Below are 25,997 nucleotides of genomic sequence, written 5' to 3'. Positions count from 1 at the left end.
GTCAGGAGGCGGGCTCGAGGGCGAGCAGCGTGTTGATGCCGCCCATCTGCGTGTACCCGTTCCACAGGACCGGGAAGTACGCGTCCTCGCGACCTTCCGTGGGCCAGTTGGTCCACTGCGACTCGTTGTACTGGGCCCAGGCGCCGTTGTACCAGAGCGGGATGGCCGGCATCTGCGTCATGAACCGCTCCTGCACCTGCGACAGGGTGCTCTCGAACTCCGGCGTGCCGGTCTCGGTGCGCGACAGCTTCTGCACCAGCTCCCACGACTCCGCGTCCTCGGCCCGGCCGAAGTTGCCGACCAGCATCTGCTCCTGGATCGGCTGGTAGAACGCGTAGTTGTAGTAGGTCCACGGCGTGTTGCTCACACCCGCGTTGCCGTTGATCACCAGGTCGAAGTCACCCGTGGCGCGTGCGTCGTCGACGGCGCCCGCGTCGGGGAAGTCGGCCGTGACCTTGATGCCGGCGGCGGAGGCGTCCTCCGCGATGACGCGCGCGGCCTCCATCCAGTCCGTCCAGCCGGCGGGGACGATCAGCTTGAGGTCGATCGGCTCGCCGTCGGGCGTCTCGACGAACCCGTCGCCGTCGGTGTCCTGGTAGCCGGCGTCGGCCAGGATCGACTTGGCCTCCTCGGCGTCGAAGGTGAACCCGTGCTCGGCCACGACGTCCTCGTCGTAGTACGCCTCGAACGCCGGGACCAGGCCGGACGGGTGCGCCTTGGCGACCAGGCCGCCGTACGCGTTCGCCACGATCTTGTCGACGTCGATCGACCGCGCGAGCGCCTGCCGGAAGTCGACGTCGTCCATCGGCGGACGCGTCTGGTTCGGGATGAGGTTGGCCGACGCCGCCGCCAGCATGTACGGCTCGCCCTCGTAGTAGGTGCTCACCTGGCCGGAGTCGGCGAGCTGGTTCACCCCGGGCAGGAAGTTGTTGGACAGGTCCAGGCCGCCGGACAGCATCAGGCCGAGCGCCACCTCGTTGGAGGTGTTCACGACGTCCACGATGTACTTCATCGGCATCTCGTGGCCGAGCTCGCTCTTGGCCCACCAGTCGTCGTTGCGCTCCCAGACCATCCGGTCCTGCCCGACGGCGTTGAACATGAACGCGCCCGAGCCGACCGGGTCCTCGTTCGGGTTGGACAGCAGCTCCTCGTCCGACCAGTCACCCATGATGTGCTCGGGCACGATCATCGTGGTGTAGAGCCAGTTGTCCCACTCCTGGTAGCGCGGGTCGGAGAAGGTGAACTCGACGGTGGTGTCGTCCGTGGCCTCGACCGTGTCGAGCCAGGTCCACAGGTTCGAGTACGGCACGGCGTCGACCTTGCCCAGCTCGGTGGTGAAGACCACGTCGTCGGCGTCGAGCGTCTCACCGTCCTGCCAGGTGAGGCCGTCGCGGAGGGTCAGCTCGTAGGTGTCGTCGTCGGTCCACTCGCCGCCCTCGGCGAGCCAGGGCGTGAGCTCGAGCGTGATCGGGTCGAACTGGAACAGCGGCTCGTAGACCAGGCCGCGCGTGCCGGTGGCCTCGCCGGAGCTGGGGATCGGGTTCCAGGACGACGGCGGGCCCCACTGGGTGCCGCTCGTGAACACGGTCTCCTCGCGGGGGTACTCCCCCACCAGCTCGTTCGCCGCGTCCATGCCCTCGGCGGACGCGTAGGGGTTGGACGTGGGTGCGTTCCCACCACCGCCGGAGGTGCAGCCGGCGAGCAGCAGGCCCGCCGCCGTGGCCGCCGCCAGGGCCGCCGCGCCCCGGGACCTGGTCTGTCGAAGGAGCATCGTCGATCCTCTCGTCCACCCCCGCACGGCCGTCGTGCGGACCGGGCGCATCGTCGCGCCAGGTTGGTGAGCATCGTTCTAGCCCCGGGACAGGTTGGTCAAGGTTTGTCACCTATGTTGCGCAATCGACACCTTCGCCCGACCCGGCGCTTAGCGCGCCGGGCCGGGCTGCCGTTAGGCTGTGTGCGCTGGTCCGGGCAGCGCCCGGACGTGCTCCTCCCCCGGGAGGAGCGAGCGCCTGTAGCTCAGTGGATAGAGCACCGCTCTCCTAAAGCGGGTGTCGGCAGTTCGAGTCTGCCCAGGCGCACCTACTCGGTGAACGTCCCGGCGGGCACCGCCGGTCGCTCCCCGGCCGCCGCCCCGGTGCGGGCCACGACACGCTCGCCGCCCCGCACCAGCGTGGCGACCACCATCACGACCAGCCCGACCAGGGTCACCGCCGCGCCTGCCCACAGCGGCGACGTGTACCCGAGCCCCGCGGCGAGCGTCAGCCCGCCCACCCAGGCGCCGAACGCGTTGCCCACGTTGAACGCCGCGATGTTCGCGCCGGAGGCAAGAGTCGGCGCGGCCGACGCGTGGCGCATGACCCGCATCTGCAGGCCCGGCACGGTCGCGAACCCGACGGCGCCCATGAGCACCAGGCTGATCATCGTCGCGACCTGGCTCGTGGCGGTCAGCGCGAACACCGCCAGGACCACGGTGAGCAGCACCAGCAGGGTGAGCAGGGTGGCCCCGAGGTTCTTGTCCGCTGCCTTGCCGCCGGCCAGGTTGCCCACGAACAGGCCCGCGCCGAACAGGATGAGCAGCCACGGCACGGTCGAGGTCGCGAACCCGCTGACCTCGGTGAGCGTGAACGCGATGTAGGTGAAGGCCCCGAACATGCCGCCGTAGCCGAGCACGGTCACGGCGATGGACAGCCAGACCTGCGGTGCGCGGAACGCCGCGAGCTCGCCGCGCAGGCCGGGACCGGCCTGCCCGCTCGGCCCCGCGACGTCGTCGGGCACGCCTACCCGGGCCGGGACCAGCAGCGCGATGCCGACGAAGGCGAGCACGCCGATGCCCGTGATGGCCCAGAAGGTGGAGCGCCAGCCGGCCGCCTGGCCGAGCAGGGTGCCGAACGGCACGCCCAGCACGTTGGCGACGGTCAGGCCGGCGAACATGATCGAGATGGCGGCGGCGCGCCGGTCGCGTGCGACCAGGTCGGCCGCGACGACCGCGCCGATGCCGAAGAACGCGCCGTGGCACAGCGCCGCGACGACCCGGCCGAGCATCATCAGCTCATAGGTGGGCGCGAGGGCGGACAGCAGGTTGCCCGCGATGAACAGGATCATCAGGCCCAGCAGGGCCTTCTTGCGGTCCACCCGGGTCAGGGCGGCGGTGAGACCGATCGCGCCGACCGCGACGGACAGGGCGTAGCCGGAGATGAGATATCCGGCGACGGTCTCGGTGACGCCGAAGTCCGTGGCCACCTCGGGCAGCAGGCCCATGATGACGAACTCGGTGAGGCCGATCCCGAAGCCCCCGATGGCGAGGGCCCACAGGGCGACAGGCATGACAATGCTCCTTGAGGTACTGGTGGAGGTGCTGGGTTCTCCCGGCGGGGCCGGGGCAAGGCGGGGGCCGGGGGCCGTCAGCCGTCGAAGCGGTCGGGGTGCGGGCCGGTGCGGCCGTCCCGGTCGAGGGCGTCGATCGCGGCGACCTCCTGTGCGGTGAGCTCGAACCCGAGCACGTCGAGGTTCGAGGCGATGCGCGCGGGCGTGACCGACTTGGGGATCACGACGTTCCCGTGCTGCAGGTGCCAGCGCAGCACCACCTGCGCGGCGGACGCGCCGTGCGCGCGGGCGGCATCGGTCACGGCCGGCTCGTCGAGGACCGCGCCCTGCGCGAGCGGGCTCCACGCCTCGGTGACGACGCCGAGGTCCGCGTGGTGCGCCCGCAGCTCGCGCTGCTGGAGGGCCGGGTGCAGCTCGACCTGGTTGACGACGGGCCGCACGCCGGTCGCCGCGACGATCGCGTCGAGGTGCGCGGGCTCGAAGTTGGAGACGCCGATCTCCCGGACCAGGCCCGCCTCGCGGGCCTCGACGAGCCCCTCCCAGGCGGCGACGGCCTGCCCGCGGCCCGGCGCGGGCCAGTGGATCAGGTACAGGTCGAGGACGTCGAGACCGAGCAGCTCCAGGCTGCGCTCCAGGGCCGGACGCACGGCGTCGCGCGCCATGGAGTCGGTCCACAGCTTGCTGGTGACGAACACGTCGTCACGGGCGAGGCCGGAGGCTGCCAGAGCGCGGCCCACACCCGCCTCGTTGCCGTAGGCCGCTGCCGTGTCGATGCTCCGGTAGCCGGCCTCCAGCGCGTGGCCGACGGCGCGGGTGGTCTCGGCGTCGGGCACCTGGAAGACGCCGAACCCGACCTGGGGCATGGTCGCTCCCGGACGGACGGCGTTGGGGAGGACGACGGCGGGGATCTCGGCGGGGGATGACATGACGACTCCTTGCTGTTCTCCGGACGGTGCCTGCTGTGCGTACGCGGACACCTGGCGCACGCGGTTAGTTGCACGCGCCTTCTAGATATTTGCATGCGCGCACTAGTTGCACAAGCGCTATAGTTGGAGACAGACATCACGCCCGCCGGACGGGCGCAGAGGAGGGCTCATGGGAATCGCCGACGACGCCGTCGAGATCCGTGCCCAGGGCTGGCGCACGCTCGCCGCGCTGCACGGCATGATCGACACCGCGCTGGAGCGCGCACTGCAGGCCGAGCACGGCCTGTCCGTCGTGGAGTACACGGTGCTGGACGCGCTGTCCCGCCAGGACGGCTGGCACATGCGCATGCAGCAGCTCGGCCGCGCCGCCGCGCTCTCCCCGAGCGCGACGACGCGGCTGGTCAACCGCCTGGAGGACCGCGCACTGCTCACCCGCGTGCTCTGCCAGGACGACCGGCGCGGCATCTACACCGAGCTCACGCCGTCGGGCGAGAAGCTGCTGCTGGCGGCGCGGCCGACGCACGACCGCGCGCTGCACGAGGCGCTGCAGGAGGCGGAACAGGTGCCGGAGCTCGCCGGGCTCGTGGGCACGCTGGGGGGCGTGGGCGCGGCGGTCTGACGCACCCCGAGGACGACGCGAGGGGCCGGATCCGTCGGATCCGGCCCCTCGCGTCGTCGGTGTCAGAGGATCGCGCGGAGGAACTCCTGGGTCCGCTCGTTCTGCGGGGACGTGAAGATCGTCTCCGGGTCTGCCTCCTCGATGATCTTGCCGCCGTCGAACATCAGCACCCGGTTGGAGACCTCCCGGGCGAACTGCATCTCGTGCGTCACGATCAGCATGGTGATGTCCGTGGTCTCGGCGATGGTGCGGAGCACCCCGAGCACGTCGGCCACGAGCTCCGGGTCCAGCGCGGAGGTCACCTCGTCCAGCAGCAGGATCTCCGGCTCCATGGCCAGGGCCCGTGCGATGGCGACGCGCTGCTGCTGCCCGCCCGAGAGCTGCGTGCACCGGGCGTCGCGCTTGTCGGCCAGGCCCACGCGCTCCAGCAGGTCCTCGGCCTTGGCGATCGCCTCGGCCTTCGGCACGCCGAGCACGTGCACCGGCGCCTCGATGATGTTCTCCAGCACGGACATGTTGGGGAACAGGTTGAACTGCTGGAACACCATCCCGACCCGGCGCCGCACGAGGCTGCGCCGCTTCTCGGGGATGGCGACCCGCTTGCCGCCGCGGATCTCGTGCGTGTAGGGATCGCCGTCGACGAGGATGAGGCCGTCGTTCGCCTCCTCCAGCGTCATGAGCAGGCGCAGGATGGTCGTCTTGCCGGAGCCGGACGGGCCGATCAGGGTCACCCGGTCGCCCGCGGCGACCGAGAAGTCCAGCCCGTCGAGCACGACGTTGTCGCCGAAGCGCTTGCCCACCCCCTGGAACTGGATGGCGGGTCTGATGTCGGTGTCAAGCAAGGCGGTTCTCCAATCGGCGGACGAGCAGCGAGGTCGGGTAGCTCACCAGGAGGAAGAGCAGGCCGACCATGGTGATCGCCTCGATGTAGCGGAAGTTGTTCCCGCCGTACTGCTGGGCCGCGGTGTACATCTCGACCACCCCGATCGCGAACAGGAACGGCGTCTCCTTGAACATGGAGATGGCGTAGTTGCCCAGCCCGGGCAGCGTGTTGCGGACGGCCTGCGGCAGCACGACGGCGGTCCAGGTGCGGCGCCTCGGCAGGTCGAGCGCGATCGCCGCCTCCCACTGGCCCTTCGGCACGGCGTCGATCCCCGCGCGGTACACCTCGGACATGTACGTCGCGTAGTGGACGCCGAGCACCACGCACCCGATCGCGAGCGACGGGAACTGGGTGAAGATCAGGTTGGCGAAGACGAGCTGCACCAGCAGCGGCGTGGACCGGATGAACTCCACCACCACGGCCACCGGGACGGTGACGACCCGCAGGCTCGACCGCCGCACCACGGCGACGACCAGGCCCAGGATCGCCGCGATGACCATGCCGACCACGGTCGCCAGGACCGTGATCTGCAACCCTTCGAGGAGCGCGGGGAGCACCGCGGCGGCGTGCTCCCAGCTCCATGCCTCGGTCTCAGTCATGGTCGGCACCTCCCTTCGCGGCAGTGACGGACGGCGACGCCGGGGCCGGCGCGGCGGCACCCGAGGCCACGGAGGCCGACGGCGTCAGCCGCAGCACCTCGCGCAGCGACGGACCCACACCGACCCGGTGCTTCGCCCGCACCTCGATCGCGTTCATGACCAGCGTGAGCAGGTAGGCGAACGCGAAGTAGAGCAGGAGGCCCACCGTGTAGGAGAACACCGTGTCGGACGTGCGCTGGCGCAGCTCGCCGGCGAAGAAGTTGAGGTCGTGCAGCGTGATGTACGCCGCGAGCGCCGAACCCTTGACGAGCTGGATCAGCAGGTTGGTGAACATCGGGATCATCAGCGGCCACGCCTGGGGCATGATCACGCGGCGCAGCCGGTGCACGGGGCCGAGGTCGAGGGCCGTGGCCGCCTCCCACTGCCCGCGGGGCACCGAGTTGATCGATCCGCGCACCACCTCGGAGGCGTACGCCCCGTAGTTGAGACCGAGCGCGACGATGCCGCAGGCGAGCGGGTCGAGCTCGACGTAGAAGGGCGGTAGCGGCAGCACGTAGTACATCCAGAAGATCTGGACCACGAGGGACGTGCCGCGGAAGAACTCGACGACCACACGGGACGGGATCCGCGCCCAGCGCGTCCGGGCACGCGAGGCGAGACCCAGCGTGAACGCGATGAACAGCGCGAGCACCGCACCGCCGAGCGTGAGCTCGAGCGTGACGAGAATGCCCTCGCCGAGCTGCGGGAGCAGCCCGGCGAGGATCTGGAGGTTGTCGGACACGTGGTCGGTCAGCCGTCCAGGCCGAGCTCCGGAGCCAGCTCCTCGGCCAGCGACTCGAGGTCACCCTCGCAGAGCTTCTCGGTGGTCAGGCCCTCCACGGGGCGCTCGGCAGCCGTGAACCCGAACGGGCCCACGATCTCCAGCCAGCGCTCCTCGTCCGCGACGATCTCCGCGAGCTTCTCGTTGTACGCGTCGCGCAGCGCCTCCTGGCCCTTCGGGAAGACCTCGGCACCCGCGCCGATCTGCGGCACGCCGTCGAGCTCGGCCACGAACGAGTCGGTGACCTCGATCGGGGCGTCGGTCTTCTGCTCGAGGGTCTTCAGCGAGATCGCGGTCAGGGCGAACGCGTCGGCACGACCGCTCGTGACGGCGTCCAGGCCGTCCTGAGCCGCACCGACCTCGATCTTGTCGATGCCCAGCTCGTTGGCGTAGCCGGCCTCGATCGCGCCGCTGAGCACGGCGAGCTTGACCCCGGCGTCCTGGGCGGACTGCATGTCCGTCAGGTTGTCCGGGTTGCCCTCCGGCACCAGGAAGGCCGTGGTGTACATGATCTGCGGCTCGGAGAACAGGGCCTGCTCGCACCGCTCGGGAAGGATCGACATGCCGGCGCTGACCGTGTCGTAACGGCCCGCGGTCAGGCCCGGGATGAGCGAGTTCCACTCGGTCTGGACGCCCTCGACGTCGTCGACGCCGAGCTCGCCGAAGATCTCCTGGTCCAGCGCGATCGTGGCGCCGGTGAGGTCACCGGCGTCCTCGAAGCTGTAGGGCTCCTCGCCGTTGAACGCGACGGTGACGGAGCCGTCGTCCTGGAGCTGCTGGAGCGCGTCGGCGTCGTTTCCGCCGGTCGCGTCCGGAGCCGTGGACGAGCAGGCAGCCAACGCGACGAGGGCGAGTGCTGAACCTGCCGCGAGCATGGCTCGGCGGAGCGGGCGGACGCTTGATCTAGACATGATTCCCTTCACGCCACCCGGCGCCTAGGGCAAAGCCTGGGTGGGCTGGAGTTCACGGACGAGTGGCACCGTAGCGCGACATCGGACGATCCGACAATCTAGCGTTCGACATTAGGATTGTCTACAATCCACAAGTTCACCCGGCCGGCACCGCCCCGACCCCCTGCCGTTGCCGCACAGCAGCCCGCGCACCGGGGATGATGTCGTCATCGACGTGCGCTCATGGAAGGAGCACCGATGTCCCACCCGCCGCGGGCCACCCTGGCGACCGCACCGTCCTTCTCACGTGTGACGCGTCCCTCGACCGTCGACCTGATCCAGACGGAGCTGCGGAACGCCGTGTACGCGGGTGCGCTCGCCGTCGGCTCGCCGATCCGCGAGGTCGAGGTCGCGGCCCAGCTCGGCGTGAGCCGTGGCCCGCTGCGCGAGGCGGCCCAGCGCCTGGTCCAGGAGGGCCTGCTGGTGGCGACGCCGGGGCGCGGCATGCGCGTGGCGACCATCGGACCGGACCGGCTGCCCGCGCTCTACGAGGCCCGCAAGTCGGTCGAGACCACCGCGGCGCGGCTGCTGGTGCGGTCGGGGGACGACGCGGCCGTCGCCGGCGTCCGCCAGGCGCACGACGAGCTGGTCGCCGCGAACCGGACCAAGGACGCGCGCCGGGTGGGCGGCGCCGACCTGAACCTGCACTGGGCGCTCGTCGCCGCGGCGGGCAACCCCTGGCTGACCCGCTGGATGACCACGCTCATCGTCGAGGTGCGGATGGCCACGTTCACCGTGAGCGACGAGTACGTGGTGCGCAAGGACACCGCCGACGCGCACGCGGTGATCGTCGAGCGCCTGGAGGCGCGCGACGAGACCGGCCTCGTCACCTGCCTGACCGAGATGCTGGACGGCGCCGTCGCGCGCCTGCTCGGCCGGGACGACGAGCCCGTGGAGACGCTGGAGGAACCGGCCGACGCCCCCGAGATCACGCTCGGCCCGATCGACACGCCGGACGAGCCCTAGGCGGTCCGGTCCGCAGGCTCAGACCCAGGCCGCCGGGTCCGCCAGCACCGCTCGCAGCACCTCGCGCGCCCCGCCGGTGAGCGCCGCGTGCGGCCCGGCCTGCGCGGCCCGCACCTCCAGGTCGACGAACGGCGCGGCGAGCACGCGGTCGTCGAGCACCGCCTCGACGTCGGCGCGGAGCCAGGGCATCAGCTCGGCGTACGCGCCGCCCAGGACGATCGTGCCGACGTCGAGCAGGTTCACGAAGTCGGCGAGCGCGGAACCGAGCGCCCGCCCGGCCGGCAGGACGGCGCGGCTGCCGGCGTCGGCCAGGAGGCTGACCAACGCGTCGAGCGGGGCGTCCGGCGGCAGGCCGGCGGCCCGCATCATCGCCTCCTTGCCCGCGTACTGCTCCAGGCAGCCGAACGCGCCGCACGAGCAGCGCGGCCCGGCCGGGTCGACGACGACGTGGCCGATCTCACCGTTCCAGCCACGCTCCCCCAGGAAGAGCGCGCGGTCGACGACGATCGCCGCACCGATGCCGACGTCGCCGGACACGAAGACGAACGAGTCGGGCGCCGCGACGTCGGACCCGCCGGCCAGCTCGGCGAGCGCCGCGAGCTTGGCCTCGTTGGCGACACGCACGTCGAGCTCACCGAGCCCCAGCAGCGGGACCGGTTCGAGGGACGACCAGCCGAGGTTGGGCGCCACCTGGAGCAGCCCGGTACGCGGGTCGACGAGCCCGGGCAGGGCCAGCCGGCCGCCGGCGACGGTCATGTCCGCGGCGGTGACCTCGCGCGACACCTCGCGGGCGAGCTCGCCGAGCCGGGCGAGCACCGCCGTCGGGTCGCTGTCGTGGAACGAGCCGGGGACCACCCGCTCGGCGACCACGTCGCCCGTGAGATCGACCACACGCACGCCGAGGTAGTCCACGTTGACCTCGAGCCCGAGGCCGACGACGGTCCGCGGCGCGGGGATCAGCGGGACGGCGGGCCGGCCGGCGCGGCCCCCGGTCACGGCGGGCAGCTCGCGCACGAGCCCGGCGGCGACGAGCTGGTCCACCAGCGTCGACACCGTGGCGCGGGCCAGGCCGGTCGCGGCGGCCACGCCCGCGCGCGACAGTGGTTCCGGGACCTCGAACACCGCGCGGGCGACGAGCTCCAGGTTGTGCTCGCGCAGGCTGTGCTGACGGGCCGCGGCGGGGCCCGTCCGCGTGGAGGTCTCGCGTGCGGTCCCGGCGTTGGTCACGCCTTGACTGTAGCCGAACGTCGCGTAATAGTTCATCCGTACAACAAATGCGGCGCCGCATCGCGGGGCCGCCCTCGATGAGGAGACCCCCGTGAGCGACATCAAGTACTCGTTCGGCCTGTGGACCGTCGGCTGGCCCGGCAACGACCCGTTCGGCACGGCGACCCGCCCCGACCTGGACCCGGCCGAGTCCATCCGCAAGCTCGCGGACCTCGGCGCCGCCGGCTTCACGTTCCACGACAACGACGTCTTCCCGTTCGGGTCGGACGACGCCGCGCGCCAGAAGCACATCGACTCCGTCAAGAAGGCCGCCGCCGAGACCGGCCTGGTCTGCACCACGGTGACGACCAACACCTTCACGCACCCCGTCTTCAAGGACGGCGCGTTCACCTCCAACAACCGTGAGGTGCGCCGCTTCGGCCTGCGCAAGGTGCTGCGCAACGTGGACCTGGCCGCCGACATGGGCGCCTCCACGTTCGTCATGTGGGGTGGCCGCGAGGGCACGGAGTACGACAACTCGAAGGACCTGCACGCCGCGCACGCGCGCTACGCCGAGGGCATCGACACCGTCGCCTCGTACATCAAGGAGAAGGGCTACGGGCTGAAGATCGCCCTGGAGCCCAAGCCCAACGAGCCGCGCGGCGACATCTTCCTGCCGACCATCGGCCACGCCATCGCGCTGATCAACTCGCTCGACAACGGCGACATCGTGGGCATCAACCCGGAGACGGGCCACGAGCAGATGGCCGGCCTCAACTACACGCACGGCATCGCGCTGGCGCTGTACCTCGGCAAGCTCTTCCACATCGACCTGAACGGCCAGCACGGCCCGCGGTACGACCAGGACCTCGTGTTCGGTCACGGCGACCTGCTGTCCGCGTTCTTCACGGTCGACCTGCTGGAGAACGGCTTCCCGAACGGCGGGCCGCGTTTCGAGGGCTACCGCCACTTCGACTACAAGCCCTCGCGCACCGAGTACCTCGACGGCGTGTGGGAGTCGGCCAAGGCCAACATGGAGACCTACGACATGCTCGCCGCCAAGGCCGCGCAGTACCGGGCCGACGCCGAGGTCCAGGCGGCCTTCGAGCACGCGGGCCTCTTCGAGCTCGGCCAGTCGACCCTGGCGGAGGGCGAGACGTTCGACTCCTTCCTGGCCGAGGCGGACCCGGACGTGGACGCCCTGGCGGAGAAGGACTACGGCCTGGTCCGCCTCCACCAGCTGGCCCTGAAGCACCTGATCGGCTGACCCTCTGGTCCGTCGAGTGCTGGATATTCGCCCGTACAACAGGGCGAATATCCAGCACTCAACGGATGGGGCGCGCGGTAGCGTGGCCAATCCCTTCCCCTGAACTTCCTGGAGCATCGATGCCCCTCGTCGCCGGCGTGGACACGTCCACGCAGTCCTGCAAGATCGTCGTGCGCGACGCCGAGACCGGCGCGCTGGTCCGCACCGGTTCCGCCAAGCACCCGGACGGCACGGAGGTGGACCCGCAGCACTGGTGGGACGCCTTCGGCGAGGCGGCAGCCGCTGCCGGCGGCCTGTCCGACGTCGCGGCCCTCGCCGTGGGCGGCCAGCAGCACGGCATGGTCGCCCTCGACGCCGAGGGACGAGTGGTCCGCGACGCCCTCCTGTGGAACGACACCCGCTCCGCGCCGTCGGCCGAGACCCTGATCAGCGAGCTGGGCGACGGTGACCGCGAGGCGGGCGCCCAGGCCTGGGCCGACGCCGTCGGCTCCGTGCTCGTGGCCTCCCTGACGATCACCAAGCTCCGCTGGCTGCGCGACAACGAGCCCGAGAACGCGGCACGCGTCGCCGCCGTGGCGCTCCCCCACGACTGGCTGTCCTGGCGCATCGCGGGCTACGGCCCGGCGGACGACCCGACCGCTCCGCTCGGACCGCAGCTCGACAAGCTCTTCACCGACCGGTCGGACGCGTCGGGCACCGGCTACTACGACGCCTCGACCGGTCAATACCGACCTGACCTGCTCGAACGCGCCCTGGGGCGGACCGACGTCGTGCTGCCGCGTGTGGTCGGCGTGACCGAGGCAGGTGCCGTGGCGCACCCGAGCGTCGCCGGTTCCGAGGTCGAGGGCGGCGCCCTGATCGGGCCCGGCGCGGGCGACAACGCCGGGGCGTCCCTCGGGCTCGGCATGACGCCGGGCGACATCGCCATCTCGATCGGCACCTCGGGCGTGGTCTCCGCCGTCGCGCCGCAGCGCACCGCCGACGGGTCCGGCGCGATCAACGGCTTCGCCGACGCGACCGGCAACGCGCTCATGCTCGCCGTCACGCTCAACGCGGCGCGCGTGCTGGACGCGGCCCGCGCCGTGCTCGACGTGAACTTCGACGAGCTGGCCGAGCTGGCCCTCCAGGCCCCGCCCGGGTCCGACGGCCTCGTCCTGGTCCCGTACCTGGAGGGCGAGCGCACGCCCAACCGGCCCGACGCCACCGGCACGCTGCACGGCATCCGCCTCGCCACGTCGACGCGTCCGCACCTGGCCCGCGCCTACATCGAGGGCATGCTCTCCGGCCTCGCGGACGGCCTGGACGCCCTGCGGGCGCAGGGCGTCTCCGTCGAGCGCGTGATGCTGATCGGCGGCGCGGCGCAGTCGCCGGCCGTGCAGCAGATCGCCCCCCAGGTCTTCGGCCTGCCGATCAGCATCCCGGAGCCCGGCGAGTACGTGGCCGACGGCGCCGCGCGCCAGGCCGCGTGGACGCTCGCGGCGGCGGGCGGGACCGACGACGTCGCCGCGCCCGCCTGGTCGACGACGATCGCGACCACGCTGGAGGCCGACCCGAAGCCGGTCGTCCGCGAGCAGTACGCAGCGGTCCGCGACCTGGTCTGATCCGCGACGCCGGCGCCCGCGCCTCGTCAGGCCCGCTGACGCAGGGCGGGCGCGGGCGCCTCGCCGGTGGTCACCGGGGCGGCAGCGTCACTCCGCGCGCGTGTAGCGCAGGTGCCGGAACCGGAGCCCGGAGGACGACGTCGTCCACTCCGTCGCCGAGGCGACCGCCCACTCCGGCCCGATCTCGGGGGCGAAGGCGTCGCCCTCGACCTCGGTGTTGATCTCGCAGACGTCCAGCAGGTCGGCCACCGGGAGCGCCTCGCTGTAGATCTGGGAACCGCCGATCACCCAGGTCTCGTCGCCGCCGGGCGCGTCCGCGGCGACCGCGAGCGCCTCGCCGAGCGTGCCGGCCGCGACGACGTCGCCCCCGGCGTCCGGCACCCCGTGCGGGCCGTGCGAGGAGACCACGATGTTGGTGCGCCCGGGCAGCGGGCGCTTCGGCAGCGACTCCCACGTGAGCCGGCCCATGACGACGGGGTGGCCCGCGGTGGTCTGCTTGAAGTGCGCGAAGTCCTCGGGAACGCGCCACGGGATGTCACCACCGGCGCCGATGACCGGCCGGCCGGCGGCGTCGCGCGCCTGTCCCCAGATGAGCCCGATCATCAGACCGCGATCGGTGCCTTGATGGTGGGGTGCGAGACGTAGCCCAGCACCTCGACGTCCTCGTACTCGTAGTCGAAGATCGAGTCGCGCGGGGCGAGGCGGAGCGACGGGTACGGGTAGGGGTCGCGGGCGAGCTGCGTCTCGACCTGCTCCACGTGGTTGTCGTAGATGTGCACGTCACCGCCCGTCCAGACGAACTCGCCGACCTCGAGCCCGGTCTGCGCCGCGACCATGTGCGTGAGCAGCGCGTACGAGGCGATGTTGAACGGGACGCCCAGGAACAGGTCGGCGGAGCGCTGGTAGAGCTGGCAGCTCAGCCTGCCGTCCGCCACGTAGAACTGGAACAGGGCGTGGCACGGCGGGAGAGCCATGTCGTCCACCTCGGCCGGGTTCCACGCCGTGACGACGTGCCGCCGCGAGTCCGGGTTGGTGCGGATCTGCTCCACGACCTTCGCGATCTGGTCCACGTGGCCGCCGTCGGGCGTGGGCCAGGAGCGCCACTGGACGCCGTAGACCGGGCCCAGCTCGCCCGACTCGTCGGCCCAGTCGTCCCAGATCTTGACGCCGCGCTCCTGCAGCCAGCGGACGTTGGAGTCGCCACGCAGGAACCACAGCAGCTCGTAGACCACCGACTTGAGGTGCACGCGCTTGGTGGTGATCAGGGGGAAGCCCTGCGCGAGGTCGTACCGGATCTGCCGGCCGAAGACGCTGCGCGTACCCGTACCGGTCCGGTCGCCCTTGCGGGTGCCGGTGGCCAGCACGTCGCGGAGCAGGTCCTCGTACGGGGTCTCGATCACGGTCATGCGGCCAGCCTATGCCGCAGCCGGGCCAGGGTGCCCTCCCGGCTCGCGGACCGGTACGCCCCGGTCGTGGAGCGAGACGTCCCGCACCTGCCATACTCGGCGGCACCGACGAGGAGGGGCTGCATGCCTGAGCAGGTGGGTTCACGGGTCAAGCGTTCGCCGGTGCTGTGGGTGGCGGTGGTCGCGGTGGGGCTCGCCGCGGTGATCCGCCTCGCCGGCGGGATCGCGGGGACGTCGGCGTTGTGGCCGGTCGCGGTCGGGCTGGTCGCCGTCGTGGTGATCGTGGCGGTGGTCTACGCGATCCTCGACTCGCGCACCCGCGCCGCGCTCCGGCAGGTGGCCGGCCGGCGACCCGGCGCGACGGTGGTGCTCACCGTGCCCGCCACGTCGATGGTCGAGACCGCGGCCCGGCTCGGCGTGGACCAGCGGGCCATCCGGCCCGACGGGTCGAGGCACACCGTGCTGGTGCTGCTCCCCGACCGGGTCGAGCTCTGGGGACGGGACGGGCAGGAACCTCTGTGGTCGGTGCCGCGGCCGGGCGCCGGCGAGGTCCGGGTGGTGCTCGCCCGGATCGGGCTCAGCTCGATGGACGCCCTGCACATCGGGGCGGACGGCGACCCGAACGCCGTCGTGGTGCGGCCCGTCCCCGTGCCGGTCTGGCGGGACCTGAGCCGCAGGCACCGGCAGGCGGCCATGGAAGGGCTGGTCCGTGACCTCGGGCACGACCCGGCGCAGGTCCTGTCCTGACCGCGACCTGACCGTCGCGGGGTCAGCGCTGCTGCCGGCCCTCCTGCTGCGCCCGCAGCTCGCGCAGGTGCCGGCCACGACGGCGGTACAGCGCGCTCATCGTGACGACGACGATCGCCACCAGGGCACCCAGCACCGCGCCCCACGCGCTGCCGCCCCGGAAGGCGGGGCCGTCGACGTCGAGGATCCGCTCACCGGCGTGTGCCGCGGACGACGTGCCCAGTACGATGCCCAGCGTCAGCAGGTTGGGCACCGCGAAGAGCGCGGCTGCCACCACGAACCCGCCCCGCACCGGCCAGGACCGGTTCGGCAGGGCCGCCTGCGTGACCAGGAGCAGCGGCACGATCGTGAACACCGCTCCGACGACCAGGCCCCACCAGGCCCCCGCGGCGAAGGAGCCGTCCACCGCGTTGCCGATCACCTGGGCCCACCAGCGCGGCAGGAACGCCGACAGGAACAGGTAGACCAGCCACACGGCCACGATCACGGCCACGACGCCGAGCAGCCGCTTGACGACGTCGCGCCAGTCCGGTCGCCATCGCGCACCGGCGCCTTTGCCGGGCGCGCCCGTCCCGCCGGGCGCGCCGGTGCCGCTGGGACCGCCGGTGCCGCCGGGACCGCCCGCTGCCGCGCCGGTCGCCCGGGGCCCGTCGCTCGCCTTCTCCGTCATGGAGACGATCGTCGCAGCGGCCGACCTGCTCCGCCCGCCGAACGCGTCCGCCCGCGGGAACGTTGCGGACCTCGTCCGCGTTGAACACCGGGCCGACCGACCGGGCCGTACGACCCGGCTCCGTGACCGTGTCGGTGACCAGTGGAAGGATGACCCTCATGACGGAGCAGACCACCACCTCGGACGCCACGCGCGCAGCCGATGCCGCGACGCCTTCGCCCACGGACCCGCTGTGGGTGGAGCGCAACGGCACCCGCACCTACACGGGCTTCTCGGCCCGGGGCGCGCGCGTCGACATCGGCCCGGCCGAGGCGGGAGCCGTGTTCACGCCGGGCGAGCTGCTGAAGATCGCGCTCGCCGCGTGCGCCGGCATGAGCAGCGACAAGGCGTTCGCGCGGCGGCTCGGTGACGACTACCGGACCACGATCCGCGTCGAGGACCCGAAGCTCGTGTCGGAGGACCGGTACCCGGTGCTCACGGAGAGGTTCGAGATCGACCTCTCCATGCTCGACGAGGAGGACCGTGCGAAGCTTCTGACGATCGCCCAGCGGTCGATCGACAAGGCATGCACCGTCGGCCGTACGCTCAAGGCCGGCGCCCAGATCCCGGACGCGATCTTCGAGCAGCCGACGGAGGGCTGACATGGCCGACGAGAAAGTGACCGCCTCAGGACCGAACGGTCAGGCCGTACCGGGTGACGCGATCGTCAAGCCGGACGATTCGGTCGAGGTGACCCCGGCGGACTGGGTCAGGTACAAGCCGGACAGCCCGCTCGACTACCTGGTCGACCGGGCGGTCACGATCCCGTCGGCGACCATCCACAAGCATGTGGACAAGGTGCGGGCCAGGAACCCCGACGCCACCCCGGCCCAGATCGTCAAGCTCCTGGAGAAGGAGTACCTGCGCGTCATCCAGACCACGGGCGGTGCCGTCGGCGCGGCCGCGGCCATCCCCGCGGTCGGCACCGCAGCGGGCATCGCCCTGTCCACGAGCGACATCGCGACGTTCTTCGCCTCGTCCGCGGCCTTCTCGCTCGCGGTGGCGGACGTGCACGGCATCGACGTCCAGGACGTCCCGCGCCGTCGGGCGCTGCTCCTGGCCACGGTGCTCGGCGACAAGGGCGCACAGGACGTGGAGGATGCCATCGGCGGATCGGGCGTCGCCTGGGGCAAGGTGCTGCTCACGAGCATGCCGCGCACCACCCTGCACCGCGTGAACAAGGCGCTGACGCACCGGTTCGTCCAGCGGCAGGTCGCCAAGCAGGGCAGCCTCATGCTGGGCCGCATCCTGCCGTTCGGCATCGGGGCGGTCGTGGGCGTGTTCGGGGCGCGTGCCCTCGGCCACACCGTGATCGCGCAGTCCCGGGTCGCGTTCGGCGCCCCGCCGGAGCGCTTCCCCCGGGTCATCGAGCAGAAGTAGCCCGGCCCCGGCGTCGGGCGGCCCGGTATATGCCGTTGACCGGCGCGATCGCAGGACCCGCTCTAGGCTGCGGTGCATGGCGGACACGACGCACGGCGCACTCGCTCCGACGTACCACCCCCTGCCCATCACCATCGCGCGGGCCCATGGCACCCACGTGTGGGACACGGACGGCAACGAGTTCCTCGACTTCCTGTCGGGGTACTCCGCCCTGAACTTCGGGCACCTGCACCAGGGGCTGATCGCCGCCGCGATGTCGCAGCTGCGCCAGGTGACGCTCACGTCGCGCGCGTTCGACCACGACCGGCTCGAGGAGTTCGCGCAGCGGCTCGTCGAGGTCGTCGGACCGCTGACGACCGGCGGCGAGGACAGCCTCGTGGTGCCGATGAACACCGGCGCCGAGGCCGTGGAGACCGCGATCAAGGCGGTCCGCAAGTGGGGCTACGACGTGCGCGGCGTGCCGGAGGACCAGGCGACGATCGTGGTCGCCGACGGCAACTTCCACGGCCGCACCACCACGCTGGTCGGCCTGTCGGACGACCCGGCGTCCCGCGACGGCTTCGGCCCCTTCGCGCCCGGGTTCCGCCGGGTCCCGTTCGGCGACCTCGCCGCGCTGGCCGACGCCGTGGACGACACCACGGTGGCCGTGCTGCTGGAGCCGGTGCAGGGCGAGGCCGGCGTCGTGGTGCCGCCCGACGACTACTGGCCCGGCGTGCGCGAGCTCACCGCGCGGCGGGACATCGCCCTGGTCGCCGACGAGGTCCAGTCGGGCCTGGGCCGCACCGGAACCACGCTCGCGTGCGAGCTCTGGGACGTGCGGCCGGACCTGGTCTGTCTCGGCAAGGCGCTCGGGGGCGGCATCGTGCCGGTCTCGGCGGTGGTCGGCAGGCCGGAGATCCTCGGCGTCCTGACCCCGGGCACCCACGGCTCGACGTTCGGCGGCAACCCGCTGGCCTGCGCGGTGGGCATCGCCGCGCTCGACCTGCTCTCGACCGGGCAGTACCAGGCGCGGGCCGCGGCGTCGGGCAGGGTGCTCAGGGCGAGGCTCGACGCGCTGGTGGAGCGTGGTCTCCTCACCGAGGCCCGCACGGTGGGACTGTGGGCGGGCATCGACCTGGACCCGGCCCTCGGCACCGGACGCGAGCTGTGCGAGGCGCTGCTGGAGCGCGGCGTGCTCGCGAAGGACACGCACGGCACGACGATCCGTCTGTCGCCACCGCTGTCGATCGTGCAGCCCGAGCTGGAGATGGCGCTCGACATCCTGGAGGAGTCACTGCTCGCGCTCCGCGAGGAGCAGCAGGGCGGGGCGGCGGCGCCCGGCGTGGTGGCCGCTTCCCTGGATGACGCGCAGCCGCAGGACACACCCGCGGACGGCGCATCGGTGGAAGAGGTACCGACGGAAGAGGCGTCTGCGGAGCTGCCGGCAGCAGACGAGGTCTCCGCAACGGAGACGCCCGCCGACGAAGCCGCCGATGAGGCGACCGCGGGCGAGGTCCCCGCGACAGGCGCATCCGCCGACGAAGCGACCACGGACGAGGCAACCACCGGCGAGGCAACCACAGACGAAGCAACCACAGACGAGGCAACCGCTGGCGAGGCAGGCACGCCCGGGATGCCCGCCGACGCGTCGCCGTCGGACACGGCCTCCTCGAACGAGGCCACCGCAGGCGCACCCGACGGCTCGGCCCAGGAGGCCCCCGCCGACGCGCCGTCCGCCACCGAGCCCACCACGGAGCCCAGTTCTGGGCCCACTCCCGAGCCCGGTCCTGCCCCGGCCGACGACACCGCGACGCCCTCCGCGGCGAGCGCGCCGTCGGCCAAGACCCCGCTCGCGAAGCGGCTCCCCCGGCGGCCCCGCCCCTCCCGGCGCAAGGCCGCACCGGCCCCGGCCGAGGACGGCAAGGACCCGGCAGCCGGCGACGCCACCGGGACCGCCGAGGGCAGTGCTCCGGCCGGCGGCACGGGTGGACGCTCCGAACTGTCACCGACCGCCGGCTGAGCGTAGGCTCCGGGAGGTGACCACTACGACGTCGTCTCCGACAGCAACACTTCCGGCCCTGGCCGAGCTCCAGCAGGCCTACGCCGATCTTCAGGCCAAGGGCCTGAAGCTGGATCTCACGCGCGGCAAGCCGTCGGCGGAGCAGCTCGACCTCGCCGAGGCGATGCTGGCCCTGCCGGGCGTCGGCACCCACACCGACGACACGGGCACGGACACGCGCAACTACGGTGGCCTCGACGGCGGCCTCGCGATCCGCCGCATCTTCGCCGAGCTGCTCGACGTGCCGGTGGAGCAGCTCCTCGCGGGCGGCAACGCGTCGCTGACCTCGATGCACGACGTCGTCGCGTTCGCCGAGCTGTTCGGCTTCCCCGAGTCCCCGAAGCCGTGGGCCCGCGAGGAGAAGGTGCGCTGGATCTGCCCCGTGCCGGGCTACGACCGGCACTTCTCGATCTGCGAGTCGCTCGGCATCGAGATGATCCCGGTGCCGATGACGGCGGACGGGCCCGACGCCCAGGCCGTGGCGGCACTCGTCGCGGACGACCCGACGATCAAGGGCATGTGGGTGGTCCCCACGTACTCCAACCCGGACGGCGCCGTCATCACCGAGGACGTCGCCCGCGCGCTCGTCTCGATGCCGGCCGCCGCACCGGACTTCCGGATCATGTGGGACAACGCCTACGCCGTCCACCACCTGACCGACGACGAGGTGACCAGTCCGAACGCCCTCGCGCTGGCCGCGGAGGCCGGCCACCCGGACCGCGTGCTCCTGTTCGCGTCCACGTCCAAGATCACGTTCGCGGGTTCGGGCGTCGCGTTCCTCGGCAGCTCGCCGGCCAACATCGCCTGGTACAAGAAGCACCTGTCGGTCGCGTCGATCGGCCCGGACAAGGTCAACCACCTGCGGCACGCCATGTTCTTCGGCTCGGCCGACGGCGTCCGCGCGCACATGCGCAAGCACCGCGAGATCCTGGCGCCCAAGTTCGAGGCGGTGGTGCAGATCCTCGCCGAGCGCCTGGGCGGGTACGGCATCGCGTCGTGGACGGAGCCGAAGGGTGGCTACTTCGTGTCGCTCGACGTCGCGCCGGGCACGGCGTCGCGCGTGGTGCAGCTCGCCAAGGAGGCGGGCATCGCGCTCACGCCGGCCGGCGCCACGCACCCGTACGGGAAGGACCCGGAGAACAAGAACGTGCGCCTCGCGCCCTCGATGCCGCCGCTGGACGAGGTCCGCGCGGCGATGGACGGCGTGGCGACGTGCGTCCTCCTGGCCGCCGCGGAGGCTGCCCGGCCCTGACCCGCCCACGCGTCAGGCGCCCAGGTCACCGGAGCGACCTGGGCGCCTGACCTGTGCAGGGCGTCGGAGAGGTCAGTCCTGGCAGTGCTTGTTGATCACCAGGACCGGGCACGCCGAGTGGTGCAGCACGGCCTGGCTGGTCGAGCCCAGCAGCAGCCCGCGGAACCCACCGCGCCCGCGTGAACCCACCACCACGAGGTCCGACGCCGTCGAGAACTCCGTGAGCAGCTCGGCCCCCGTGCCGTCGAGCACGATCCGCCGGATCCGCAGCCCAGGGTTCTCCGCCTCGTACCGGTCGACCAGCACGTCCATCCCGGCGCCGACGTCCGCCAGCACCTGCTCGCGGTCGATGGACGAGGGCAGCCACGCCAGGAACCCGGTGTTGCCGACGGGCACCCCGGTCACGGCGGTCAGCTCGGCGCCCCACGCGTTGGCCTGCACGATCGCGTGCTGCAGCGCCCGCTCGGCCTGCGGCGACCCGTCGACGCCGACGACGATGCGGCGCACCTCCCGGATCTCGGCCGCCCCGGGTGCGACGCCCGTCGGCTCCGTGCCCGACGCCGGCGTTCCGGCGTCGGCCGTGTTCCAGGGGACACCCCGGTTCGCCTCGGCTCGCAGCGGGACCACGACGACAGGACACTGCGCGTGGGCCGGCAGGGCCGACGACACCGTACCCAGCAGCCGCTCCGTGAAACCGCCCCGGCCGCGGGTGCCGACGACGGCGAGGCCGTAGTCCGCCGACAGCTCGACGAGCACGCCGGCCGCGTCGCCCGTGGCCACCTCCGTGGTGGCGCGGACCCCGGCGTCGGCGACGCGGGCCTCCGCCTCGGCAAGGACGGACTTCGCGCCCTCCTGGATGGTGGTGTCGTCGAGGGCCGCGTAGCCCCCGTCGAGCGACGCCGCCGTGAACGACGGCAGCGAGTAGCTGCACACGATGTGCAGCGACCAGCCCACGCGGTGCGCGTAAGCGGTGGCCCAGTCCAACGCGTGCAGGCTCGCGGCCGATCCGTCCACCCCGACCAGTACGACCTCGGATCGTGTCATCGCCCAGCCCTTTCCTCGGCAGTGCACCCTTGCACTCCCAACGCTACCGGCGGCGACGCCCTCATGGGACGCGGTACCAGGAACCTCATACCAGAGCGCCCGCCCGCACACCCCGGCACGGGGCGGCGGACGGGCGCTCTGTACGACCCGCGGGGGTCAGCCCATGCGGACGAACGTCGGGTTCGACTGCCAGATCGGGCGGAAGTCGACCACGGTGCCCGGCTTGGAGGCGTCGATCATGGTGTTGCCGCCGGCGTAGATGGAGACGTGGCCCGGGGTCCACATCAGGTCGCCCGGCTGCGCCTCGGAGGCCGGCACGATGGTGCCGTAGCCCGGCTGCGAGGACGACGAGTGCGGCAGCGAGATGCCGAGCTGGCCGTAGACGTACTGGGTGAAGCCGGAGCAGTCGAAGCCGCTCGGGCTGGCGCCACCGGAGACGTACGGGACGCCGATGTAGCGGCTGGCGATGGAGATCACGGAGTTGCCGATGGCCGACGCCGGGACGTCGACCGACGCGGTGGCGGTCTCCGCCGCCTCTGCTGCTGCCTCCGCGGCCTCGGCGGCGGCTGCCTCGGCGGCCTCGGCCGCCTCCTGCTCGGCGAGCTCCGCCTGGTACTCCTCGTTGTCGGCCGCCGAGATCACGGAGACCGCGGACTTCTCGACGGTCAGCTCGGCGTCCGGCGCGACGGTCACCACGGGGGCGTTGGACAGCGCCTCCCGGGCCTGCGTCGTCAGCGCGTTCAGGTCGACCGAGTTCATCTTCGCGTGGCCGGTCTCCATCGGAGCGGCCTGGGCGGCCATCGCGCCACCGAAGGTCGAGACGAGGAGTGCGCCACCGGCGGCGGCGACCGCGGTACGGCGACCGACGGCGGCGTTCTGGGCGAGCTCGGTGAGCGGAGTCACGGGGCGTCGCGCAGCCCGATGGCGTGCGCGGGTCGTACGTGCAGTCACGTAGTACCTCTCCTTGTACGCCTTCGAGGTCAGCTGTCGGGTTCGGGTGGGAGAAATCACCCGGCCGTGCACTCCCTGCGGACTGCCCGGCTTCACCCCGAGGACGCACCCTGGCGCCCGATGGTGGGTCCCCCGCCTCTGTCATGCGGTCGTCTTGGGGCCCCGGCCGGTGACAGAGTTCGGCGTCCGTCCGAGGACTCTCGCGGATGAAGCTCCGTGTGAGCGTTCCGAACGTACCGGACCTCACACCTGATGTCACGTTCCGGCAACGAATGCCATGACGTGTCGGATCTGCGGTGGCACCTTTCCGACAAAGTGGACGGTTCGGACCGGCCGTCCGCCGGTCGTCAGGCAGTGGCCACGAAGAGGTGGCGCGCCAGGTCCTCGCCGAGCTCGAGCGCGGTGTCGGCGCCGTCGACGGTCACGGTGTAGGTGCCGTCGCTGTGCTCGGCCGTGATGCGTGACCCGGGGACCAGGCCGGCGTCCGCCAGGCGTGCGAGCAGGTCGACGTCGGTCTGCAGCGGCTCGGCGATCCGGGTGAGCGACGCCGCGAGCGGCTCGCCCTTGACGCCCTTCTTCGCCGCCGCCTCGAACGCCGACGGCAGCGAGATCACACCGCTCAGGAACGGGACGTCGGTGTAGGCCTCGCCCAGCTCGGACAGCCCCGGGATCGGGTTGCCGTACGGGTCGTGGTGCGGGTGGTCGAGCAGGCCCACCAGGCGCTTCTCGACGAGGTCGCTCATGACGTGCTCCCAGCGGCAGGCCTCGACGTGCACGTGCTCCCAGTCGAGCTTGATGACGTCGGTCAGCAGGCGCTCCGCGAGGCGGTGCTTGCGCATCACGCGCATCGCCTTGTCGTGGCCCAGCTCGGTCAGCTCGAGGTGCCGGTCGCCGGTCACGATCACGAGGCCGTCACGCTCCATGCGCGCGACCGTCTGCGACACCGTGGGCCCGGAGTGCCCCAGACGCTCCGCGATGCGCGCGCGCAGAGGCGTGATGCCTTCCTCGTCGAGCTCGTAGATGGTCTTGAGATACATCTCGGTGGTGTCGATCAGATCCGTCACGTCTGCTCCCGTCGTGCGCCCAGCCGCCCAGTCGCCCTGGACACGTACGGCCCGGGCGTCGGCCCAGGTTCTAGTCTAGTTCTGTGCCACTGACAATCCCGACACAGCTGCTGCCCGCCGACGGCCGATTCGGCTCCGGCCCGTCCAAGGTACGTCCCGGCCAGGTCGATCATCTCGTGGCGAACGCGCACGTGCTCGGTACCTCACACCGGCGTCCGCCCGTGAAGGACCTGGTGCGCCGTATCCGTGAGGGTGTCACGGAGCTGCTCGGCGCGCCCGACGGGTACGAGGTCGCGCTCGGCAACGGCGGCGCCACCGCCTTCTGGGACATCGCCACGCTGTGCCTCGTCGAGCGCAAGGCGCAGCACGCCGAGTTCGGCGAGTTCGGCGGCAAGTTCGCCAGGGCCACGTCGCGCGCGCCCTTCCTGGAGCCGTCCCAGGTCATCTCCGCCGAGCCCGGTGCAGTGGCCTACCTCGCCCCGGCGGACGACGTCGACACCTACGCGACGCCGCACAACGAGACCTCGACCGGCGCGATGGCCCCGGTGGTGCGCCCGGCCGGGCCGGACGGCGCCCTCGTGCTCACCGACGCGACGTCCGGTGCGGGCGCGCTGCCCGTGGACCTGAGCCAGACCGATGCCTATTACTTCGCCCCGCAGAAGGTCTTCGCGGCCGACGGCGGCCTGTGGCTCGCCGTCCTGTCCCCCGCGGCCGTGGAGCGCGCCGCCCGCGTCGAGGCGTCCGGACGCTGGGTGCCGGAGTTCCTGTCCCTCACGACGGCGGTCGAGAACTCGCGGCTGGACCAGACCCTCAACACCCCCGCGGTCGCGACGCTGCTGCTCCTGGCCGACCAGGTGGAGTGGCTGCTCGACCAGGGCGGGCTGAAGTGGGCGGCGGAACGCAGCGCGACGTCGGCCGAGACCCTCTACTCCTGGGCCGAGGCGCGCGAGTGGGCCACGCCGTTCGTCACGCGCCCCGAGGAGCGGTCCACGGTGGTCGGCACCGTCGACCTGGCCGACGAGATCGACGCGGACCGGGTCATCGCGGAGCTGAGCGCCAACGGAGTCCAGGACGTGTTCGCGTACCGGAAGCTCGGGCGCAACCAGCTCCGCGTCGGGATGTACCCCGCGGTCGACCCCGCCGACGTCGCCGCCCTCACGGCGTGCGTCGACTACGTCGTCGAAACCCTCTGACCAGGGCGATCACGTCCGCAATATCCCTTCGACGGCGGGTTCCCCGTATTGTCCGGGGCAACGGAACTCTGTAACGTTTCCGCAACAGAGGGAACCATTCGAGGGGCTGTTCAACACCATGCCAGTGATCGACCACTTCACATTCGGGATCGTCACGCCGTTGCTGGCGTACGCGATCTCGTGCACCGGCGCAGCGACGGGCCTCGCGTGCACGTCCCGCGCCCGAGGGGCTTCAGGCGGTGCACGCGCGGCATGGCTCGTGTTCGGCGCCATCGCCATCGGCGGTACCGGCATCTGGGTGATGCACTTCGTCGCCATGCTGGGTTTCTCCGCCTCCGGTGTGACCATCAGGTACGACGTTCCCCAGACCCTGCTGAGCGCGGCGATCGCCATCGTCGTGGTCGGTGCGGGCCTCTTCATCACGGAGCTGGGCAAGCGCCGGCTCCCGGCGATGCTCGTCGGCGGCGCCCTCGCGGGCGCCGGCGTCGCGGCCATGCACTACATGGGCATGGAGGCGATGCAGATGTCGGCGGAGGTCGTCTACAACCCCGTGTACGTCATCGCGTCGGTGATCATCGCCGTCGTCGCGGCCACCGCGGCGCTCTGGTGCACCGTCCACATCCGCGGCACGCTCGCCACGATCATCGCCACCCTGGTGATGGGCGTGGCGGTGACCGGTATGCACTACACCGGCATGGCGGGCGTGTCCGTGGTCAACCCCGTGGACAGCGTCCCCGCCGGCGCCTCCACGATGCAGCTGCTCGTGCCGCTCGTGATGGCCGTCAGCGTCGTGACGTTCCTGCTCATCCTCGGGATCGGCCTCTGGCCCACCGAGGAGGAGCTGCGCACGCAGGCCGAGTTCGAGAACCGGCTCAAGGCGCACACCGAGCAGGGGCAGCGGTACGAGAACGTGCAGCAGGAGCTGCAGCCGAGCGCGGCGCAGTTCGCGCAGACGCACCGCACGGTCTGACCCGCCGGCGTTCTGACGACGAGGCGCCCGTCCCCTTCGTGGGGGCGGGCGCCTCGTCGTGTGTGACTGCACCCACGTACCG

The 25,997-nt window shown here is 71.9% G+C and carries 25 protein-coding genes, 1 tRNA gene and 1 riboswitch; of the genes, 12 read left to right on the top strand and 14 right to left on the bottom strand.

Annotated elements, in window-relative coordinates; genetic code table 11:
- Position 1: 1 nt before the first annotated feature.
- Entirely contained in the window at positions 2 to 1,771 is a 1,770-nt protein-coding gene (locus tag ACIBBF_RS12215; RefSeq protein WP_397413461.1) for an ABC transporter substrate-binding protein, read from the bottom strand.
- Between the two features lie 234 nt (positions 1,772 to 2,005).
- Between ACIBBF_RS12215 and ACIBBF_RS12210 the strand changes: the two genes are divergently transcribed.
- Positions 2,006 to 2,078 (top strand) — tRNA-Arg (locus ACIBBF_RS12210).
- A gap of 1 nt (position 2,079) precedes the next feature.
- Here the strand turns inward: ACIBBF_RS12210 and ACIBBF_RS12205 are convergent.
- Positions 2,080 to 3,324 carry an MFS transporter gene (locus ACIBBF_RS12205; RefSeq protein WP_397413460.1) on the bottom strand — a complete coding sequence of 415 codons (1,245 nt, stop codon included), beginning with the start codon at positions 3,322 to 3,324 and terminating at the stop codon, positions 2,080 to 2,082.
- 77 nt (positions 3,325 to 3,401) lie between these two features.
- Complete coding sequence (locus ACIBBF_RS12200) at positions 3,402 to 4,250, bottom strand: aldo/keto reductase (RefSeq protein ID WP_397413458.1); 849 nt, start codon at positions 4,248 to 4,250, stop codon at positions 3,402 to 3,404.
- A gap of 169 nt (positions 4,251 to 4,419) precedes the next feature.
- On the opposite strand from ACIBBF_RS12200, the gene ACIBBF_RS12195 reads away from it, so the two are divergent.
- The gene (locus tag ACIBBF_RS12195) at positions 4,420 to 4,869 is read left to right on the top strand and encodes a MarR family transcriptional regulator (protein WP_119142044.1); all 450 of its coding nucleotides are present in this window, start codon (positions 4,420 to 4,422) and stop codon (positions 4,867 to 4,869) included.
- A gap of 62 nt (positions 4,870 to 4,931) precedes the next feature.
- Here the strand turns inward: ACIBBF_RS12195 and ehuA are convergent, their stop codons facing one another.
- Genes ehuA through ehuB form a run of 4 tightly spaced genes read right to left on the bottom strand, consistent with a single transcriptional unit; the run spans position 4,932 to position 8,082 of the window.
- Positions 4,932 to 5,711 carry an ectoine/hydroxyectoine ABC transporter ATP-binding protein EhuA gene (ehuA, locus tag ACIBBF_RS12190; protein ID WP_397413457.1) on the bottom strand — a complete coding sequence of 260 codons (780 nt, stop codon included), beginning with the start codon at positions 5,709 to 5,711 and terminating at the stop codon, positions 4,932 to 4,934.
- A complete protein-coding gene (gene ehuD, locus ACIBBF_RS12185; RefSeq protein WP_397413455.1) occupies positions 5,704 to 6,351 on the bottom strand; it encodes an ectoine/hydroxyectoine ABC transporter permease subunit EhuD in 648 nt (215 codons plus the stop codon). Before ehuD ends, ehuA begins: the two co-directional genes overlap by 8 nt.
- Positions 6,344 to 7,132 (bottom strand): ectoine/hydroxyectoine ABC transporter permease subunit EhuC, encoded by a 789-nt coding sequence (gene ehuC / locus ACIBBF_RS12180; RefSeq protein WP_397413454.1) that lies wholly within the window; start codon positions 7,130 to 7,132, stop codon positions 6,344 to 6,346. The genes ehuD and ehuC overlap by 8 nt, the downstream gene beginning before the upstream one ends.
- A gap of 8 nt (positions 7,133 to 7,140) precedes the next feature.
- Positions 7,141 to 8,082, bottom strand: a complete 942-nt coding sequence (gene ehuB / locus ACIBBF_RS12175; RefSeq protein ID WP_397413453.1) for an ectoine/hydroxyectoine ABC transporter substrate-binding protein EhuB — start codon at positions 8,080 to 8,082, stop codon at positions 7,141 to 7,143.
- A gap of 237 nt (positions 8,083 to 8,319) precedes the next feature.
- Between ehuB and ACIBBF_RS12170 the strand changes: the two genes are divergently transcribed.
- Positions 8,320 to 9,087: a GntR family transcriptional regulator gene (locus tag ACIBBF_RS12170; protein WP_397413452.1), complete on the top strand. Its 768-nt coding sequence runs from the start codon at positions 8,320 to 8,322 to the stop codon at positions 9,085 to 9,087.
- Between the two features lie 18 nt (positions 9,088 to 9,105).
- Here the strand turns inward: ACIBBF_RS12170 and ACIBBF_RS12165 are convergent, their stop codons facing one another.
- Positions 9,106 to 10,314: an ROK family protein gene (locus tag ACIBBF_RS12165; protein WP_397413451.1), complete on the bottom strand. Its 1,209-nt coding sequence runs from the start codon at positions 10,312 to 10,314 to the stop codon at positions 9,106 to 9,108.
- Positions 10,315 to 10,405: 91 nt separating this feature from the next.
- On the opposite strand from ACIBBF_RS12165, the gene xylA reads away from it, so the two are divergent.
- Both xylA and xylB read left to right on the top strand, forming a co-directional pair.
- Positions 10,406 to 11,560: a xylose isomerase gene (xylA, locus tag ACIBBF_RS12160; RefSeq protein ID WP_397413450.1), complete on the top strand. Its 1,155-nt coding sequence runs from the start codon at positions 10,406 to 10,408 to the stop codon at positions 11,558 to 11,560.
- A 119-nt stretch (positions 11,561 to 11,679) separates the two neighbouring features.
- On the top strand, positions 11,680 to 13,161 hold the full coding sequence (gene xylB, locus ACIBBF_RS12155; RefSeq protein WP_397413449.1) for a xylulokinase: 1,482 nt from the start codon (positions 11,680 to 11,682) through the stop codon (positions 13,159 to 13,161).
- An 87-nt stretch (positions 13,162 to 13,248) separates the two neighbouring features.
- Here xylB and ACIBBF_RS12150 read toward each other — a convergent pair whose 3' ends face one another.
- Positions 13,249 to 13,764: a dihydrofolate reductase gene (locus tag ACIBBF_RS12150; RefSeq protein WP_397413448.1), complete on the bottom strand. Its 516-nt coding sequence runs from the start codon at positions 13,762 to 13,764 to the stop codon at positions 13,249 to 13,251.
- A complete protein-coding gene (locus ACIBBF_RS12145) occupies positions 13,764 to 14,567 on the bottom strand; it encodes a thymidylate synthase (protein ID WP_397413446.1) in 804 nt (267 codons plus the stop codon). Before ACIBBF_RS12145 ends, ACIBBF_RS12150 begins: the two co-directional genes overlap by 1 nt.
- A 123-nt stretch (positions 14,568 to 14,690) precedes the next feature.
- Here ACIBBF_RS12145 and ACIBBF_RS12140 point away from each other — a divergent pair, with 123 nt between their 5' ends.
- Positions 14,691 to 15,314: a hypothetical protein gene (locus ACIBBF_RS12140; protein WP_397413444.1), complete on the top strand. Its 624-nt coding sequence runs from the start codon at positions 14,691 to 14,693 to the stop codon at positions 15,312 to 15,314.
- A gap of 22 nt (positions 15,315 to 15,336) precedes the next feature.
- Here the strand turns inward: ACIBBF_RS12140 and ACIBBF_RS12135 are convergent, their stop codons facing one another.
- A complete protein-coding gene (locus ACIBBF_RS12135; protein WP_397413442.1) occupies positions 15,337 to 15,984 on the bottom strand; it encodes a hypothetical protein in 648 nt (215 codons plus the stop codon).
- Between the two features lie 158 nt (positions 15,985 to 16,142).
- On the opposite strand from ACIBBF_RS12135, the gene ACIBBF_RS12130 reads away from it, so the two are divergent.
- The 4 genes from ACIBBF_RS12130 (at position 16,143) to ACIBBF_RS12115 (ending at position 20,693) form a co-directional block, all read left to right on the top strand.
- Positions 16,143 to 16,625, top strand: coding sequence for an OsmC family protein (locus tag ACIBBF_RS12130; RefSeq protein ID WP_397413441.1), 483 nt, complete (start codon positions 16,143 to 16,145; stop codon positions 16,623 to 16,625).
- 1 nt (position 16,626) lies between these two features.
- Positions 16,627 to 17,403: a hypothetical protein gene (locus tag ACIBBF_RS12125; RefSeq protein ID WP_397413439.1), complete on the top strand. Its 777-nt coding sequence runs from the start codon at positions 16,627 to 16,629 to the stop codon at positions 17,401 to 17,403.
- 76 nt (positions 17,404 to 17,479) lie between these two features.
- Positions 17,480 to 19,402: an ornithine--oxo-acid transaminase gene (gene rocD, locus ACIBBF_RS12120; RefSeq protein ID WP_397413438.1), complete on the top strand. Its 1,923-nt coding sequence runs from the start codon at positions 17,480 to 17,482 to the stop codon at positions 19,400 to 19,402.
- Positions 19,403 to 19,418: 16 nt separating this feature from the next.
- Positions 19,419 to 20,693, top strand: coding sequence for an aminotransferase class I/II-fold pyridoxal phosphate-dependent enzyme (locus ACIBBF_RS12115; RefSeq protein WP_397413437.1), 1,275 nt, complete (start codon positions 19,419 to 19,421; stop codon positions 20,691 to 20,693).
- 72 nt (positions 20,694 to 20,765) lie between these two features.
- Here ACIBBF_RS12115 and ACIBBF_RS12110 read toward each other — a convergent pair whose 3' ends face one another.
- From ACIBBF_RS12110 to ACIBBF_RS12100, 3 genes are all read right to left on the bottom strand, one after another.
- On the bottom strand, positions 20,766 to 21,737 hold the full coding sequence (locus ACIBBF_RS12110; RefSeq protein WP_397413436.1) for a universal stress protein: 972 nt from the start codon (positions 21,735 to 21,737) through the stop codon (positions 20,766 to 20,768).
- Positions 21,738 to 21,893: 156 nt separating this feature from the next.
- Positions 21,894 to 22,640, bottom strand: a complete 747-nt coding sequence (locus ACIBBF_RS12105) for a C40 family peptidase (protein ID WP_397413435.1) — start codon at positions 22,638 to 22,640, stop codon at positions 21,894 to 21,896.
- 50 nt (positions 22,641 to 22,690) lie between these two features.
- Positions 22,691 to 22,883, bottom strand: a riboswitch (cyclic di-AMP (ydaO/yuaA leader).
- Positions 22,884 to 23,035: 152 nt separating this feature from the next.
- The gene (locus ACIBBF_RS12100; protein WP_397413434.1) at positions 23,036 to 23,752 is read right to left on the bottom strand and encodes an iron dependent repressor, metal binding and dimerization domain protein; all 717 of its coding nucleotides are present in this window, start codon (positions 23,750 to 23,752) and stop codon (positions 23,036 to 23,038) included.
- An 89-nt stretch (positions 23,753 to 23,841) separates the two neighbouring features.
- On the opposite strand from ACIBBF_RS12100, the gene serC reads away from it, so the two are divergent.
- Together serC and ACIBBF_RS12090 are read left to right on the top strand one after the other, a co-directional pair.
- The gene (serC, locus tag ACIBBF_RS12095; RefSeq protein ID WP_397413492.1) at positions 23,842 to 24,945 is read left to right on the top strand and encodes a phosphoserine transaminase; all 1,104 of its coding nucleotides are present in this window, start codon (positions 23,842 to 23,844) and stop codon (positions 24,943 to 24,945) included.
- Positions 24,946 to 25,063: 118 nt separating this feature from the next.
- Positions 25,064 to 25,915, top strand: coding sequence for an MHYT domain-containing protein (locus ACIBBF_RS12090; RefSeq protein WP_397413433.1), 852 nt, complete (start codon positions 25,064 to 25,066; stop codon positions 25,913 to 25,915).
- The last annotated feature ends 82 nt before the right edge of the window (positions 25,916 to 25,997 follow it).

This window comes from Promicromonospora sp. NPDC050880, assembly GCF_044456525.1.
GTDB lineage: Bacteria > Actinomycetota > Actinomycetes > Actinomycetales > Cellulomonadaceae > Promicromonospora.
The sequence above is the reverse complement of the archived record's forward strand: the minus strand, read 5'-3'. Positions and strand labels throughout refer to the sequence as shown.